Annotated in this window: 8 protein-coding genes and 1 pseudogene; 5 read left to right on the top strand and 4 right to left on the bottom strand. The window is 46.9% G+C overall.

The annotated features are described in order from the left end of the window. Positions 1 to 219: 219 nt before the first annotated feature. From H9L11_RS22735 to H9L11_RS22715, 5 genes and pseudogenes are all read left to right on the top strand, one after another. Complete coding sequence (locus tag H9L11_RS22735; protein WP_005373466.1) at positions 220 to 1,224, top strand: response regulator; 1,005 nt, start codon at positions 220 to 222, stop codon at positions 1,222 to 1,224. After that, on the top strand, positions 1,224 to 1,661 hold the full coding sequence (locus H9L11_RS22730; RefSeq protein WP_005373463.1) for a PAS domain-containing protein: 438 nt from the start codon (positions 1,224 to 1,226) through the stop codon (positions 1,659 to 1,661). The genes H9L11_RS22735 and H9L11_RS22730 overlap by 1 nt, the downstream gene beginning before the upstream one ends. Before the next feature lie 86 nt (positions 1,662 to 1,747). Continuing rightward, complete coding sequence (locus H9L11_RS22725) at positions 1,748 to 3,289, top strand: bifunctional ADP-dependent NAD(P)H-hydrate dehydratase/NAD(P)H-hydrate epimerase (protein ID WP_064376236.1); 1,542 nt, start codon at positions 1,748 to 1,750, stop codon at positions 3,287 to 3,289. A 436-nt stretch (positions 3,290 to 3,725) separates the two neighbouring features. Further along, the gene (locus H9L11_RS22720; protein WP_005373458.1) at positions 3,726 to 4,769 is read left to right on the top strand and encodes a GMP reductase; all 1,044 of its coding nucleotides are present in this window, start codon (positions 3,726 to 3,728) and stop codon (positions 4,767 to 4,769) included. Positions 4,770 to 6,542: 1,773 nt separating this feature from the next. Further along, positions 6,543 to 6,723: pseudogene (locus H9L11_RS22715) on the top strand (IS5/IS1182 family transposase); the annotation flags it as partial. Between the two features lie 364 nt (positions 6,724 to 7,087). Here the strand turns inward: H9L11_RS22715 and H9L11_RS22710 are convergent. The 4 genes from H9L11_RS22710 to H9L11_RS22690 all read right to left on the bottom strand — a co-directional run bounded on the left by H9L11_RS22710 (position 7,088) and on the right by H9L11_RS22690 (position 16,238). Further along, positions 7,088 to 9,568: a GH92 family glycosyl hydrolase gene (locus tag H9L11_RS22710; protein WP_064376237.1), complete on the bottom strand. Its 2,481-nt coding sequence runs from the start codon at positions 9,566 to 9,568 to the stop codon at positions 7,088 to 7,090. A gap of 89 nt (positions 9,569 to 9,657) precedes the next feature. Then, positions 9,658 to 12,114 carry a GH92 family glycosyl hydrolase gene (locus H9L11_RS22705; protein WP_064376238.1) on the bottom strand — a complete coding sequence of 819 codons (2,457 nt, stop codon included), beginning with the start codon at positions 12,112 to 12,114 and terminating at the stop codon, positions 9,658 to 9,660. 72 nt (positions 12,115 to 12,186) lie between these two features. Beyond that, entirely contained in the window at positions 12,187 to 14,892 is a 2,706-nt protein-coding gene (locus H9L11_RS22700; RefSeq protein ID WP_205391222.1) for a GH92 family glycosyl hydrolase, read from the bottom strand. Positions 14,893 to 14,939: 47 nt separating this feature from the next. Beyond that, complete coding sequence (locus tag H9L11_RS22690) at positions 14,940 to 16,238, bottom strand: glycoside hydrolase domain-containing protein (RefSeq protein WP_153015660.1); 1,299 nt, start codon at positions 16,236 to 16,238, stop codon at positions 14,940 to 14,942. Positions 16,239 to 16,281: the final 43 nt, after the last annotated feature.

The following is a 16,281-nucleotide window of genomic DNA, read 5'->3' as shown; positions in this document are numbered from 1 at the left end:
TGCTTACTTTTGGTGGAGGAGTTTTACCCATGTTTGTTTTATGTCACTAAACAGCGAATGTGATGCTTGCTTTTTAGTCATTTTGTTCACTCATTCATTCATATTGCGTATGCTTATTGAATAATAAAGAAATAAAAAACTCGTCAGTTTTCTCGTATTACATGCTGTAACAATCTGTTAGACTCCGGCGCAGATTGTGGAATATAAAAAGGTGATTGAATGTCTTTTCCCGTACTCATCTGTGATGATTCAGCGTTAGCACGCAAACAGATGGCGAGATCACTACCAGCCACATTGAATGCCGATATTACGTTTGCTATCCACGGAAAAAACGCGCTAGAAGAACTCGAAAAAAACGAGTTTAAATTGATGTTTCTTGATTTGACCATGCCAGAAATGGATGGCTTTGAAACACTAGAGCACATGCAACGGTTGGGGGATAAAACTCCGGTGGTTGTGGTGTCGGGGGATATCCAACCTAAAGCGAAAGAGCGCGTGTTCGCACTGGGTGCAAAAGCGTTTATTCAAAAACCGATCGCCAAAGATGAACTCAAGAAGGCGCTTAAAGAGTTGGTCGAGCCAGAACCTCGTCCTCAAATTATCACGCCTGTCTCTATTGAGTTACCGATTTTACGTCGTCGCGATATTTACATGGAAGTGGCTAACGTTTCAATTGGTCGAGCAGCCGATGCGTTGGCGCGTCACTTTGATGTGTTTGTGCAACTACCTCTGCCGAACGTCAATATCTTTGAAGTGAGCGAACTTCACATGGCCCTACGCGACTTGGCGTCGCATGACAACGTATCGGGTGTTTGTCAGGGATTTTGTGGCGAAGGTATTGCTGGCGAAGCGCTAGTGATTTTGAGTGATTCAAGCGTATCTGATCTCAAAAAGTTGATGAAAGTACCAGCAGACAGCGAAGAGCTAGAAGAGCTTGAGCTGCTAATGGATATTTCTAATATTTTGGTGGGGTCGTTCTTAAATGGTTTAGGCGAGCAGTCTGAAGTCCGATTCTTCCAAAGTCCACCAGTACTCCTTGGTCAGCATATCTCAATTGACTCGATCATTGAATCTACAACTGGAGCATTCAGCCGCACGATGACATTCGAAGTGAGCTACAACATTGAAGGAACGTCGATTCGTTGTGACTTGTTGTTTATGTTTGTGGATGAATCCTTGCCGCTGCTTGATAACAAACTGTCTTATCTAATGGAGGAGTTCTAATGTTGAATATGCCAGCAGAGTTTGAACAATTCCATTGGATGGTGGATATGGTACAAAACGTCGACATGGGCTTAGTGGTCATTGATCGAGATTACAATGTACAGGTCTGGAATGGGTTTATGACTCATCACAGTGGTTTGCAGTCTCATGATGCGATTGGTCGTTCTATATTTGATATCTTCCCTGAAATCCCACAGGAGTGGTTTAAATTAAAAACAAAACCAGTGTATGACCTAGGCTGTCGCAGCTTCATCACATGGCGACAACGACCTTACTTATTCTGCTGTCGTAATGTTCGACCAGTTACGCAGCAAGCGGAGTTTATGTACCAGAATGTTACGTTGAACCCAATGCGCACACCGACTGGAAAAATCAACTCGTTGTTTTTGTCTATACAAGACGCGACGGCTGAAGCTCTGATGTCTCAGAATCAATAGCGATAAAAAACTTTCTCAAAAGCCAAGGTCCGCCTTGGCTTTTTTGTATACTTATAATTGTGTTTCCCAATGCGTAGAACGTGAATATGGACTTTAATCTCGCCCTAAAACTCTACACCGCAGAGCAAGTAAAAAACGGTGAAACGCTGGCTGCGCAAATGGCTGGTGTTTCTATGTATAGCTTAATGCAACGCGCTGGTATGGCCGTGTATGAGCGCTTTTTACATTTGTATCCTAAATCAAAAAATATCCTAGTGATTTGCGGTAAAGGGAATAACGGTGGCGATGGTTACGTATTTGCATCTCTTGCGAAACAAGCTCAACTCAATGTACATGTTTTCCAAATTGGTGATGTATCTGCGCTAAAAGGTGATGCTTTGCGCGCATACCAAGATTGGCAGTCAATCGACGGTGTTAACAATGATTGGGATGAATGGAATACCGCATTGCTAGAAGCAGATGTGATCATTGATGCCATGTTAGGTACTGGTTTAAGCGGTGAGGTTCGTTCGGAGTATCGTCGCTATATTGACCAAATTAATCAAATTCATGCCCCTGTGATTGCAGTCGACATTCCTTCTGGTCTGTGTGCTAATACAGGTGCAGTTTTAGGTGATGCTATTCGTGCCGAGCATACTGTAACCTTCATTGGGGTTAAGCAAGGCTTATGCACTGGACAAGCGAGAGATCGCGTTGGCGAGCTCTACTTTTGTGGTTTAGGCGTCAATACTAAGTTTGATACTATCGAAGTAGAAAGTGCATTAGGTATTGATCATCAGGTTGTTTCAAGATTAATGCCCAAGCCAAATCCAACGGTCCATAAAGGTGACAACGGGAAGTTGCTTTGTGTTGGTGGCAACCAAGGGATGTCTGGAGCGATTCGTTTATGTTCCTCCGCTGCGATTAGAGCCGGAGCGGGTTTAACTGCCGCAATTACTCACACGAGTAGCCTTATTCCACTGCAGGTTGGTTGCCCAGAAGTAATGAGCCAGAGCATCACCGCTGACTTACTCAGGGATACTGAGAACGACTTAACTAAACGCATTCGCTGGGCTGACGTATTAGTGTTTGGTCCTGGCTTTGGAGATGATGAGTGGGCTTATCAAGCCTATCAATATCTGGCTCAAGAGCAGAAACCTAAAGTTGTTGATGCTGATGGCCTCAATATTCTAGCGATGCTGAGCCAGCGATGCGATGGCACTCTGGTGTACGACAACCATCGAGTGATCACGCCGCATCCTGGAGAGGCTGCTCGACTACTAAATGTAACCATTCAACAAATAGAAAGTGACCGATACTCTGCTGCAAGACAACTGCAAGAGCGTTATGGCGGTGTAGTGGTTTTAAAAGGCGCGGGGACACTTATTTACGATGGAACGAGAATGTACGTCTGTCTAGCGGGTAACGCCGGAATGGCGACGGGGGGAATGGGAGATGTGTTATCTGGAGTCATTGGTGCATTACTAGCCAAAGGTTTACCAATTTCTGTTGCCGCACGTTTAGGTGTGGTACTTCACAGTCATGCTGCTGATATAAACGTGAGTCAGAATGGTCAAATTGGTCTTTTGGCAAGTGATGTCGTTAGCACTCTTCGTACCGCTATCACCCAAGAGCTCTATCGAAATTAATTAGATTTCATGCATTGCTGAGAAAATTGGTCGATTTTTTTGAGTACTGTTTTACGAATTAGCAGGGCATCTTAGTATTAGGTGATTGAGTTTTAGGCAGGTTTGAGAGGTGATGCGTTTTAATTTTTAAGATATGACGCAAAGGTTTGCGCAATAGGTTAACTCAAGTGCTTTCTCAAGTTGTTGATAGTTATAAATAATAAGAGGTTTTGGTGACTTGGGGAGCGTTTTTGATATGCGATTTTCAAGATGGTATCACAAAAAAAATTCAAATATCAGACTTGTAGGAAATAAATCACAGCCTATAATGCTGAAAACCGGAGCGTCTGCCAACGCTCCGGTTTTTTTGTGTCCGAAGAACAGTGAACTCGTCTGCCAACGAAATCACTACGCACTCTGGAATGACACATATACATATGAATCAAGGAATTACACAATGCGTATCGAACAAGAACTTAAGTTAGGTTTTAAAGATGTACTGTTTCGCCCGAAACGTTCTACCCTTAAGAGCCGTTCTCAAGTAAATTTAACCCGCGATTTTACATTCAAGCATAGTGGTCGTCAATGGTCTGGTGTGCCAGTAATCGCAGCAAACATGGATTCGGTTGGTAGCTTTGCAATGGCTAAAGCGCTGGCTGAGCATGGTGTAATGACCGCTGTTCACAAACATTACACGGTAGAAGATTGGGCTGAGTTTGCTAAATCAGCAGATAAAGTAACCATGAATAACGTTATGGTGTCTACGGGAACATCTGACGCAGACTTCCAAAAAACCAAAGACATCATGGCGCTTTCAGATGAATTTATTTTCATTTGTATCGACATTGCTAATGGTTACTCAGAGCATTTGGTCGAGTATGTTGAACGCGTGCGAGCTGAGTTCCCAGACAAGGTCATTTCTGCAGGCAACGTGGTTACTGGTGATATGTGTGAAGAGCTAATCCTAGCTGGTGCAGACATCGTTAAAGTGGGTATCGGCCCAGGCTCTGTATGTACAACTCGTGTAAAAACGGGTGTTGGTTACCCGCAGCTTTCTGCAATCATCGAGTGTGGTGATGCAGCGCACGGCCTTGGTGGCATGATCGTCGGTGACGGTGGTTGTTCTTGTGCGGGTGACGTAGCGAAAGCATTCGGTGGTGGCGCGGATTTCGTAATGCTAGGCGGGATGCTAGCGGGTCACGAAGAGTCAGGCGGCGAAGTGATCGAGAAAGACGGCGAGAAGTTCATGAAATTCTATGGCATGTCGTCGAAGAGCGCGATGGATAAGCACTCAGGTGGTGTCGCTGGCTACCGTGCGGCTGAAGGTAAAACCGTATTATTGCCATACCGTGGTAGCGTTCACGGCACTATTCAAGACATCCTTGGCGGCGTTCGCTCAACATGTACATACGTAGGTGCAGCAAAGCTTAAAGAGCTAACCAAGCGTACTACATTCATCCGCGTTCAAGAACAAGAGAACAACGTGTTCGGTAAAGAGTAAATCGACTGTATGTAACAAGTGTAAAAAGCAACCATAATTTGATATTGCCTCTTCATAAGTCTATTGCTTTTTAAGTTTATGACATTTTTGAAGAGGCAGTTTTATGTCTGCTCTACCTTCCCCTTCTACAGCCAGCCTGCTTTAACTTGAAACTGCGTTTGACACTCCTGCTCGAAACTAAACTAAATCACGTGAAAAACATACACCGTTAAGTCAGTGCTAAGATGGGAAAAAGAGTCACGGTAGAATCATTTTAGAATGTGCCGCTTGTTATCATTTTGATTTCGAGCTTAGCATCGTTCGTTTTTGCTCCTAGCCGATACGGTTTTCATACTGCTTCAATAGCAAAACCCATACCTATGTTCCAGACTTTCTAGTATCAGTTTGATACCGGTGAATATACGCTGTATGAAGTAAAATCCGATATGGAGAGTTCAAAATCGGAATTTCAATGTGAATGGGAAGCAAAAGTACAAGGCGCGTTTGCGTTAGGTTTGGAGCTAGAACTGGTTACAGAGGAAGAAATACTGGATGAGGTTATCTCTAGCAACCTTAAACTTTTGCATCGATATTCCCCAAGAGATAACCGAACCACTTTCATCAAACTCTCCTTACGATGTTAAAACTGAATGGTACCCAAACAGCGAAAAGTTTAGGACATCACCTCTGTCTAAATGGAAGAAAAATATTTCCATTCCTGTGTGATTTGCTCTCTCGAAGCCTACTTAAAACAAGCTTAGAGATCTCACCTCCTCTCGAATCTGAATTGGGTTGTTATGCCTAAGAAATCGTTCTCGAGTTTTCATCGGAAGTCGGCACTTCAGCAAGAAAAGCCTGAGCCAAATGAGAGGGTGTCGATACCAGCGATGTTGATGAAGAAACATATCGAGATATATCTGCATTTCCTGACAATATAGCCATTCAAATTACTTTTCGTCTAAGCATTCTTCGTTATTTAGCACTGTAAGTGCGAAAAATCATTCCAAAGACTATTGAACCACATCGTGTTGTACTACAACGGTTATATGACAAGATTATTCCAAGTGCAATATCAATACACCGGTGGTTGGTTTTCAGAGTATCTGATTGTATAGCTCCAAGGAATAAAGATAAGGGTAATAGTAAAGTCAAGAACCAACATTCGTTGATGCTTTGATGAAACAAGCTGTAGAAAAAGTTATCTTTGGGCGAAAAGCGCGTATCAGAAGGGCCAACAAGCGCGTGCGAAGGCAATTACGTCAGCATAATCTGAACAATGGAACGAAGTACAAATAGCCAACTTATGAATCCCTTCGGAAACGGGTTAAAAAGAAGGTCCCTTTCGAATTACTGACCGCGGAGAAGGGGGAGCGAGTCGTGAAAATAGAGTTCCGTCGGATGGGAAAAAAGATGTTGAGTTTTTACGTCTTTGAGAGGGTAGAAATAGATCATACGGTAGTAGATCTCTTTGCTGTACATGAAGAACATCGCGTGCCATTGGGCCGACCTTGGCTTACTCAATTAGTTGATTGTTACAGCAAAGCAGTTATTGGTTTTTACCTAGGGTTTGAACCACCTTGTAATTAGGTGGTTAAGTAAATCTCGATGTTTGCTCAGTAACTCATTAGATAAACAACCTAAGTCCGTGACTTCCATACCTACAGTTAAGATTGATTCCAATATTTCGACTGCAACTGAAGTTGAACCGCTCTTGACCAATTTAACTAACACATAATTAATATTGCTGACGGTGCGATTATGCTCAGGTGAAACATTGAAAAGTTGTTTTTTTACCAAAAGCTCTATGGTTCGAAAAAAGTGGGAACGAAAGTATGGTTACCACAGACCTTCATCGTCGGAGACCGCTATGTATCGCGTAAAACAACTACTAGGCGCTTCACTCACGCTTCGAAATTACAACGCACAAGTTGGGGAGACATACGCCATTATCAAAGCACTCAACACGCATACTTGAAAGAGGTTTTTGGTTATATCGATGCGACAACGTTAATAGACATGATGATTACTCCTGTTCTTACTGGTTGCACCATTAGTTTGGTACAACGGTGCTAGAAGGGAGGTGCGAAGATCACATCAAAGCTACTAAGTGCATTAAGATAGAGTTGAGACTTGGACTATCTACATATGAGATCAAATCGCAGAATTCAGCATTGGAAAGGTTCGACCGATTTTGTCAACACGCTGTCCGTTACTTCTACTCATACTAAGTGCGCCATTAGTTTGGCGCAACGAAGCTAGATAGGAGATACGTTCATCACATCAAATCCCCCTGTATTCCTCAAGCTATTTTAGCCTGAGGAACACATTTCAAGTGAAGCTTATTGAGGCGCTTTCATCGCTTCAGATTGCTCGCCCGTCATTACGAAGTGCAACTCACCACCCGGTATGAACTCGGAATGGTCGAAGAAGAAACCGTTATCCAAAGCTTTGCCATTGATGGTGACAGACTTGATGTACATGTTGTCATCGGCGTTGTTCTCTGTGGTGATGGTGAACGTGCCGCCTTTCACTGGAATCACCGCTTTGTCGAATAGCGGACGACCCACAGTGTAGATAGGTTCTGCCGCGTTCACTTGGTAGAAGCCTAATGCAGACATCACATACCAAGCGGACATGGCGCCTACGTCTTCGTTACCAATGACGCCTTCTGGCGCTGCAAAGTACATGTCATCAAGAATGTGGTCGACGACTTGTTGTGTCTTCCAAGGTTCTGCGGTCCAGTTGAATAGGTAAGGAATGTGGTGCGAAGGTTCGTTACCAAACGCAACTTGACCAATCAAACCAGACATATCCGGTGTTTCTGTACCTTGGCTTTCTGCGGTGAAGGTTGCTTCTAGGTTCTTCTGGAACTCAGCATCGCCACCCATGATGGTTTTTAAGCCTGCGATGTCATGCGGTACAAACCAAGTCCACTGCCACGCGTTACCTTCGGTGTAGTTGCCTGTTTCGTGCTCCGTACCGTATGGGTCGAATGGCGTCATGAAGGTTTCATCAATCATCAATGGGCGCATAAAGCCCGTCACGCCATGCTCTGCGTACTCCGTTGGGTTGTAATCGAAGTACTTTTTGTAGCCTTTCGAGCGTTCAAGGTATTGCTCTTCCGCTTGAGTATCACCGGCTGCTTTGGCGATTTGTGCGATAGCCCAATCGTAGAATGCGTTTTCCAGACCGTAAGAAACAGACTCAACCGTGTAGTCTTCAAATACTGGCTCACCATCGACACGTTGGATAGCTGGCGTGAAGCCGTTTTTCTCAATGTAGTCGATGTGCTTGGTTAAAGTGCGATCCAATACGCCCTGATCCCAATCGGCTTGCAGTGCAGGGTAGTTGTCGTAAGTCGAAGAGTCGATCGCGGCTTTCAGCGCCAGGTCTTTCTCTTGTTGAGTAAACTCTTCTGGGAATTTGGTGATCGCATCCGCAATCACTGCTACCGCTGGATAGCCGACCATGGTGCCTGTTTCGTCACCTAAGTGCTCCCATTTCGGCAGCAAGCCGCTTTCAGTGTACTTCTGAACTAGGTTCTTCGCGTATTGCACCGCGCGGGTTGGCTCTGTGATGGTTTTTAGTGGGTGTAATGCACGTTGGGTATCCCATAGAGAGTAAACCGAGAAGTTTGGCTGCTCTTCTGTCGCTTGACCATAAGCGATGGAGTATTCCCCTTCACCTTCACGAATCGAGCCTTTGCCCATGCCACGGAATCGACCATCTACATCTTGATGCACCATCGGCGCAATCTTGGTGTGGTAAAGCGCAGTGTAGAAGATCTCTTTCTGATCTTCTGTGCCCCCTTCGATAGAGAAGTTGAGCGCTTTTGCCCATTTCTCACGTGCGTTGTTGCGCGCAGTATCGAAAGAGACATTCGCTTCGGCATCGTAGTTGTTTTCTGCGCCTTGTGGGTCAACCGCAGATAACGCCACTTGCGCATTCAACTCTTGTGAGCCTTCATCTTCAAATTCGATGTAGGCAGTAACGTCCGCTTTGACACGCTTAACTGGATTACCTTGGTCATCGTAAATCAATTCAGAAACGTGCTCTGCCGTTAGGCCGTCAACAGGTTCGCCATTGGCAAGGATGTAAACGTCTTTGATCTTCTTATCGAAAGTCGCATAGAAGAAGATTTTTTGGTTTTTCGCCCAACCAGAGAAGTGCGCTGCATCGCGCTCACCCGTGATGGTATGACCGTCTTCGCTCACCGTCAGTTTGTTGCGCAGAGAGGTCGAACCCCAGTCGCTGTTGAGGATGGAGTTGAGGTCAATCTTCAAACGTTGTGGTTGACCTTGCGGGTAGGTGTAACGATGGAAGCCGACACGTTCAGAAGCAGTAAGCTCAGCTTTGATGCCGTTTTCTGCAATCTTCACAGAGTAGTAACCTGCTTCTGCCACTTCAGAGGTTTTGTCCATCTTGACCGAAATCGCTTCGCGGTAGTCGTCGCTGTCTTCGATGTATTTAGCTTTATCTTCGGTAAACGGCAGGAACAGAATGTCACCTAAGCCGCCCATACCCGTGCCAGATAGGTGAGTGTGGGAGAAGCCAAATAGGGTCTTTTTATCGAAGTGGTAACCTGATGAAGAGTGCCAGCCGATCAGCTCGGTATCTGGAGAAAGTTGCACCATGCCTTCTGGCACAACAGGACCCGGGAAGGTGTGTCCGTTAAAGCCGGTACCAATGAATGGGTCGACGTATTTTAGGTTGGAAGTATCGACGCTTGGTGAGGTGTTATCGTCGTCATCGTTGCAGCCAGCCAAACCAATAACACTCGCAATCACTGCGGTGGCGATAGCGGTTTTCGTAAAGTTCATAATCTTGATTCCTTAGGCAGGAAGCGCGTCACTTCCTGCCACTGAGTTAATCTATCTGCTTATTCTTTAAACACGAATTACATAAAACGTTACTGAGCTTGAAGCGCTTCTTGCTTGTCACCCGTCATGATGAAGTGAAGCTCGCCGCCCGCTTTGATTTCGCTGTGCTTGAAGGTGAAGTTGGCATCCAGCGGTTTGCCGTTGATGGTTACGGACTTCACGTACTTGTTGTGTGGGCTGTTGTTGTCTGCGATGACGGTGAACTCGCCGCCCTCCACTGGAATGGTGATTTCATCGAACATCGGACGACCAATGGTGTAGACCGGATCCGCAGGCGTCACTTGATAGAAGCCCATTGCCGACATCAAGTACCAAGAGCTCATCTGACCCACGTCTTCGTTACCGATCAAACCAGTTGGTTCGCTGGTGTACATCTCTGACATGATGCGGTCTAGGTACTCTTGTGCTTTCCATGGCTCATCCGTTAGCGCGTATAGGTAAGGAATGTGGTGCGATGGCTCGTTACCGTGCATGTACTGACCGATGTAACCCGTTAGGTCTGGTAGCTCTTCGCCTGTGTTTGAAGAACGTGCATTAAATAGCTCGTCCAAATCTTCACGGAACGCTTTCTCTGGCGTGGTGTCTTTGCCTTGCGCCAAGTCGGCTTGGTAGATTTCTTGTTTCAGGCGGTTGAAATCGTGCATTGGTTGGAACTTCCATTGCCATGCGTTCCCTTCGGTGTAGGCAAACTCGTCCACGTAGTAAGGGTCGAATGGTAGCAGCGGGCATTTCTCTTTCATCACACCTGAGCCTTCTGGCCACTCAACCATTTCACACTCATCCAAACGATCTTCATCAATTGGTTGGTTGAACTCCAAAGGTGGTTTGTTTGGTGATGAGCTTAGCGGGTGGTTTTTCGGACGTAAGAAGCCCGTCTCTGCATCCCAATGGTTAAGCCAGTTGTCGGCACGAGTCATAAACTCTTCTTGCAGTTTTACATCGCCAGCCATGCGCGCGATTTCTGCCATTGCCCAGTCGCCGTAAGCAAACTCAAGCGTGTAAGATGCACTGTTCCAATAACCGTGATGAACAAAGCCATTTTCTTCGTACACCTTCACTTGCACAACGTTTGCTGCGCCGATGTTGTTGTCTTCCGTCCAATCTGGGAATTCCGACGCCTCGTGGTAACGCACCGTAAACTCAGCCGCTTCTTTGGCAAGTTGTGGGTCGATGTCTAAACCTTTCGCCATCGCGTCAGCAATGATAGAAACCGCAGGGAAGCCGATCATAGTGCCTGTGTAGTGGCTGTGCAGTTCCCATTTCGGCAGAATGCCACCGTCTTCGTATTTACGAATCAGGTCGTTGGCAAACTCTTCGGCACGTTCCGGATCGATGATGGTTTTCAGTGGGTGCGCTGCGCGGAAGGTATCCCACATGGAGTACACAGAGTAGTTTGGTGTGTCGCCCGCGTCTTTTTGAATGCGAGTACGCATCGCAGGGTATTGACCGTCGACATCTTGGAAAATCATTGGCGCGATAGAAGCGTGGTAAAGCGCGGTGTAGAAGATCTCTTTCTGATCTTCCGTGCCGCCAGATACCATCATGCGGCTAAGCTCTTGGTGCCATGCGTCGTTGGCTTGAGCGCGCGCAGTATCAAATGACACGTCTTTCGCTTCTGCTTCTAGGTTCTTCTCCGCACCTTCTGTGCCTGTTGGTGACAAGCCTACTTGGATTTCTAACGGTGTTGATGATGGTGCGAATTCTAGGTAAGCGATGGTTTTCACTGCGTCGATGTTGTCGTTGTTTACATCGATTTCCGTTTCTGCGCCGTCAACTAAAGCAATGGCTTTGACGATAGGTTGGTTGAAGGTGGCGTAGAAGTACACGTGCTGGTTGTTCGCCCAGCCATTCGAGCTACGTAAACCGCGGATGGTGTAAGCGTCGATGAACTCCAAATCACCCTTCATGGTGCGGTTGTTGAAGTGACCTTTGTTGAGAGTGTGGTCTAAATCGAACTTGATGTGTGGCGTAGTGCCTTCTTTGAAGGTGTAGCGGTGGAAGCCAACACGTTGCGTGGTGGTTAGCTCAGCTTTGATTTCGCCTTTGTTCAGTTCAACTGCGTAGTAGCCCGCTTCTGCCGTTTCGTTGTCTTTATCGAAGGTGTTGAAAACGGCGTTTTCTTTCTTGGTGAAAGGCAGAACTAAGATATCACCAAGGTCGGTAATGCCTGTGCCGGAAAGGTGAGTGTGGGAGAAGCCATATACAGGGATTTCAGTCAGCTTGCCGTGGTCGAAGTAACCTGCAGCAGAGCCCCAACCTTCCATTTCGGTATCAGGAGAAAGTTGTACCAAACCGTAAGGCACAACCGCCCCCGGGAAGGTGTGACCATCTGCGCCTGTACCAATCAATGGATTGACGTATTGAGTTAGTGTGGTGTCGAGGGATGGAGTACCAGATTTGCTGTTGTCGTCATCACTGTTACAACCAGCAAGACCAAACATGGCAGCGAGTATAGCGGTAGAGATAAGGGTTCTTTTTAGTTTCATTTTTATGGTTCCACTGAAGTGAAGTTTTTTAGGGGGCTAGGTGCCCCCTTTCGTTATTTGGATGGGTATCGGCTACTGCGCTTTCATCGCTTCAGATTTGTCTGAAGTCATGACGAAATGCAGCTCTCCACCGTCTTTCAAATCGCTGTGCGCGAAGCTGAAGTTGTCACTCAATTGTTTGCCGTTGATGGTCACTGACTTAACGTAGATGCTCTCTTGGCTGTTATTTTCTGAGGTGATGGTGAATTTACCGTCCGCGACTGGAATCACGGCTTTGTCGAACAGAGGACGACCGATGGTGTAGCTTGCTTCGCCCGGTGTGACTTGATAGAAGCCCAATGCAGACATCACATACCAAGCCGACATCTGACCGACGTCTTCGTTACCAATCAGACCTTCATGGGTTGGGTGGTAGAACTCGTTCATCGCTTGATCGACAATTTCTTGTGTCTTCCAAGGCTCAGCCGTCCAGTTGTAAAGGTAAGGCACGTGATGATCTGGCTCGTTACCCATCACGAACTGACCGATGTAGCCCGACATATCGTGTGATTGGCTCGTATCGGCGTTGGAGTCCGCATTAAACAGCGCATTCAAGTTAGCGAGGAATGCCGCTTTGCCTTGTTCGGTTACGTTTTCAGGAAGAGAGAAGTCAGTGCGGTCGATGTGCTCGCCACCCATCACGTTAGCCAGACCGTTCAAGTTGTGCGGTGCAAACCATGTCCATTGCCATGTGTTGCCTTCGGTGAAGTCTTCGCCTCGGTGCTCAGCACGGTAAGGCCAGAACACGTCACTTTCATTGAGTGCTTTGCGGTCTTTACACGCGTTGTAGTCCATACCGTCTGGGATAGACAGCGCCATGTTCTCGTCCAAACATTCTGCTTTCAGGTTGTTTGCCCAAACCTTGCTGCCACTGTTCATGTAAGCCGGACGCATAAAGCCTGTCGCACCCAATGCGTTGCCTTTGGTGTCTTGCAGTTTGCCGTATTGCTCTGGGTTGTAATCGAAGTAGTTCTTGAACGATTCAGAACGCGCCATGTAGCGGTCGTACTGTTGGTCGTTGCCCGCAAGTTTAGCGATCTGAGCGATACACCAGTCGTAGTAAGCATTCTCAAGACCGTAAGACACCGACTCGTTCACAAGCTCGTCGTATTTGTCGACTTTCAAGCCTTCCACATAACCCGGTTTGTCGCCAGAGTCCGGCGCCCATTTGGTGTTAGCTGGAATAAAGCCGACGTCTTCTTGGTAGTCGTTATGACGTGTCATGACCGTGAAGCGTTTGTCACCGTTCCAAGCATCTTGGTAAGGCACCCAGCTTTCAGTTTTATCAAGGTTGAAGTTGACCGTTTCGTCAGCGGCTTTCAACGCCAAATCAAACTCAGCAGCAGTAAAGGCTTCTGGGTGTTTGACCATGATATCGGCAATAACCGAGACCGCAGGGTGACCGACCATTTCACCGGTGTAATCCGAGTGCAGTTCCCATTTTGGTAGTACGCCGCCCGTTTGGTATTTGTTCAATAGATCGCGTGCGTGTTCAATTGCGCGGTCTTTATCGATGATGGTTTTCAGTGGGTGTGCGGCGCGGAAGGTATCCCACATTGAGTATACCGAGTAGTTCACTAAGCCATCTTCTGCTTGGTGCACTTTGCCATCCATGCCACGGTATTTGCCATCCACGTCTTGGTATAGGAATGGAGCAACAAACGTACGGTAGAGCGAGGTGTAGAACATGGTCTTGTCGGCTTTGTTGCCGCCTTCCAGTTCAAACTCGCCAAGGATGTTTTCCCAAGCCACGCGGTTTTGTTGTACGACGTTGTCGAAGTCCCAACCGTTAGTTTCTGCTTCTAGGTTTTTCAGTGCGCCGTCAACGCCAGTGCCAGAAATCGCTACTTTGACCACCAATGGCTCATCGCTCTTACCAAAGTTCAAATGTGTCAGGACATCGTTTGCGCGTTTTGCCAAGCGTTCTGGGTCAGGTTCTGGTTCGCCCGGCATTGGTTTGTGCTCTGCGTAACCACGATAATCTTCCAAGCCGACTTCGGTAGCGTCAGTTGGAGTCAGTTTGCTCTCAGAAGCCAGCTTTGTGTACAGGTTTTCTTCAATGATTGGATCAGAGAATTCCGCCGCGAAGAACACAGTTTGCCATTGACCCCATTCGTTTGAGGTACGCGCGCCTACGACGGTGTTGTCGTTAACGCGTTTGTAGTAGATGCTGCGAGAGTGGTTGCCGTATTGCTCCAACAGTTTGTGTTGAAGATCGATACGTACTTTGCGGTCTTCACCTGGTTTGAAGGTGTAACGTTGGAACGCCACGCGGTCGGTTGCAGACAGTTCAGCTTTTACGCCGGTTTCTACAAGATCAACCGAGTAGTAACCAACTTCTGCCACTTCCGAGCTTTTATCCATGGTCACGGCATCGGTATTAAAGCCTGTGTATGGCAAGAAAGCGAAGTCGTTTAGGTCGCCTTTACCTGCGCCGGAAATGTGGGTCATTGAGAAGCCAGAAAGCAGGCTGTGCACAGGATCGTATTCAACAGGCGAGCCTTTGCCATTCCAACCGTTTGGATCGAAGTTATCTGGTGACGGTTGAATCATACCTTCTGGCATGACTGGAGATGGGTTTACGTTGCCAAGACCTTTAGTGCCGATCAAGGTATCAACGAATTCCAAAGTAGGGGTAGAGATAACTGGAGTTTCTGGATCAGAGTCGCTGCCACAACCAGCAAGACCAAGCATGGCGGTTAACACTGCGGTAGAGAGTAGGGTTCTTTTTAGTTTCATTGTTTTTATTCCACGAGAAAAGGGGACACGAGGTCCCCTCAAAATCATTATTCGCCTAGGTTGGCTTGCATTGCTTCAGACTTGTCAGCCGTCATCACGAAGTGCAGTTCGCCGCCTGCTTTGAATTCGCTGTGCTGGAAGGTGTTGTAAACATCCAGAGGCTTACCGTTGATGGTTACTTCTTTGATGTACATGTTGTCTGGACCGTTGTTCTCAGCCGTTACCGTGAAGGTGCCAGAACCAATGTCTACCGTCGCTTGGTCGAAGTTCATGCCCGCAACTTCTGTCATGTTAAGAGAAGCACCAGACTTGCCATTCTCGCCGATTTCAACGTTTGATAGCGCCAATTTCGCTTCAACCGTTAAGCCGTCTTTGGATGTGTCGAACTCAACGTAAGCGCGTGCGTATTGATACTTGCCACGTGTTTCGTTACCGATTTCCGTAATGCCTTCTGGCACGTCCATGTAACGACCTTGCTCTTTATCGTAGTAAGCAAAGCGAACGTTTTTGATTGGTTGGTCGAATTCCATCACGAAGAATTCTTTTTGGCTTGGTGCCCAGCCGTCAGAGAAACGGTGACCTTCAAGACGGTTATTGTCTTTGTCCCATTTCAAGTAAGAATCAGAGGTGTAGTCCCAGTTAATTTTGAAGCCAGTGTTCACGATGATTTCTGACTTCTCATCACGAGGGAAGGTGTAACGGTGTACACCAACGCGATCTGACGCCGTCAACTCAGCTTTGATGTCGTAATCCAATAGATCGACTTTGTAGTAGCCTGCCGTCGCTTGCTCGTCACGATGTTGGAAGCGAGACGCTTCTAGGTTTAGCGTTGCCGAACCTTCATCAATCATGTAATCCGAACGCGAGTTGATTGGCATGACGAGAATGTCGTTCAAGTCGCCAGCACCTGCTCCGGAAAGGTGGGTATGAGAGAAACCGGAAGTACGTGCGTCGTGGTAGTAGTAGCCTGAAATGTATTCCCAGCCGTTAGAACCGTTGTTTGGAGAAAGCTGCACCATGCCGTGTGGTGTGGTTGCACCAGGGTAGGTGTTGCCTAGGTTACCTGTGCCGATGAATGGGTTGACGTAGCGTGTTACGTCCATATCGGCGAAATCTACCGGAATGTGAACGCCCATGTCGATTTCAGGTGTTTCTGGGTTTGGCTTGTCATCGCAGTCGCCATCGCCAACTGGAGGACATACTGGCTTGCCGCCGTCAGGAATATCCGGCAGTGCGGGGTTGGTGTCACCGCCTTCATAAATGTTGGTTGTGTCGTCGTTACAGCCAGTCAGACCGACTAGACCACTTAAAACTGCGCAAGCGAGTAGGGAAGGTTTGAATTTCATTTTTAAAGCCTTGTAAATTGTAGGGTTATATAATTAAAAAAAT

The organism is Vibrio sp. sp1 (genome assembly GCF_016920955.1).
GTDB lineage: Bacteria > Pseudomonadota > Gammaproteobacteria > Enterobacterales > Vibrionaceae > Vibrio > Vibrio alginolyticus.
Note: the sequence above shows the minus strand (reverse complement) of the source record. Positions and strands in the feature narration are given on the sequence as shown.

Coding starts and splice junctions, on each gene's coding strand:
- H9L11_RS22710 (WP_064376237.1), bottom strand. CDS start 9,568: ATGAACTTTACGAAAACCGCTATCGCCACCGCAGTGATTGCGAGTGTT.
- H9L11_RS22735 (WP_005373466.1), top strand. CDS start 220: ATGTCTTTTCCCGTACTCATCTGTGATGATTCAGCGTTAGCACGCAAA.
- H9L11_RS22690 (WP_153015660.1), bottom strand. CDS start 16,238: ATGAAATTCAAACCTTCCCTACTCGCTTGCGCAGTTTTAAGTGGTCTA.
- H9L11_RS22700 (WP_205391222.1), bottom strand. CDS start 14,892: ATGAAACTAAAAAGAACCCTACTCTCTACCGCAGTGTTAACCGCCATG.
- H9L11_RS22720 (WP_005373458.1), top strand. CDS start 3,726: ATGCGTATCGAACAAGAACTTAAGTTAGGTTTTAAAGATGTACTGTTT.
- H9L11_RS22725 (WP_064376236.1), top strand. CDS start 1,748: ATGGACTTTAATCTCGCCCTAAAACTCTACACCGCAGAGCAAGTAAAA.
- H9L11_RS22730 (WP_005373463.1), top strand. CDS start 1,224: ATGTTGAATATGCCAGCAGAGTTTGAACAATTCCATTGGATGGTGGAT.
- H9L11_RS22705 (WP_064376238.1), bottom strand. CDS start 12,114: ATGAAACTAAAAAGAACCCTTATCTCTACCGCTATACTCGCTGCCATG.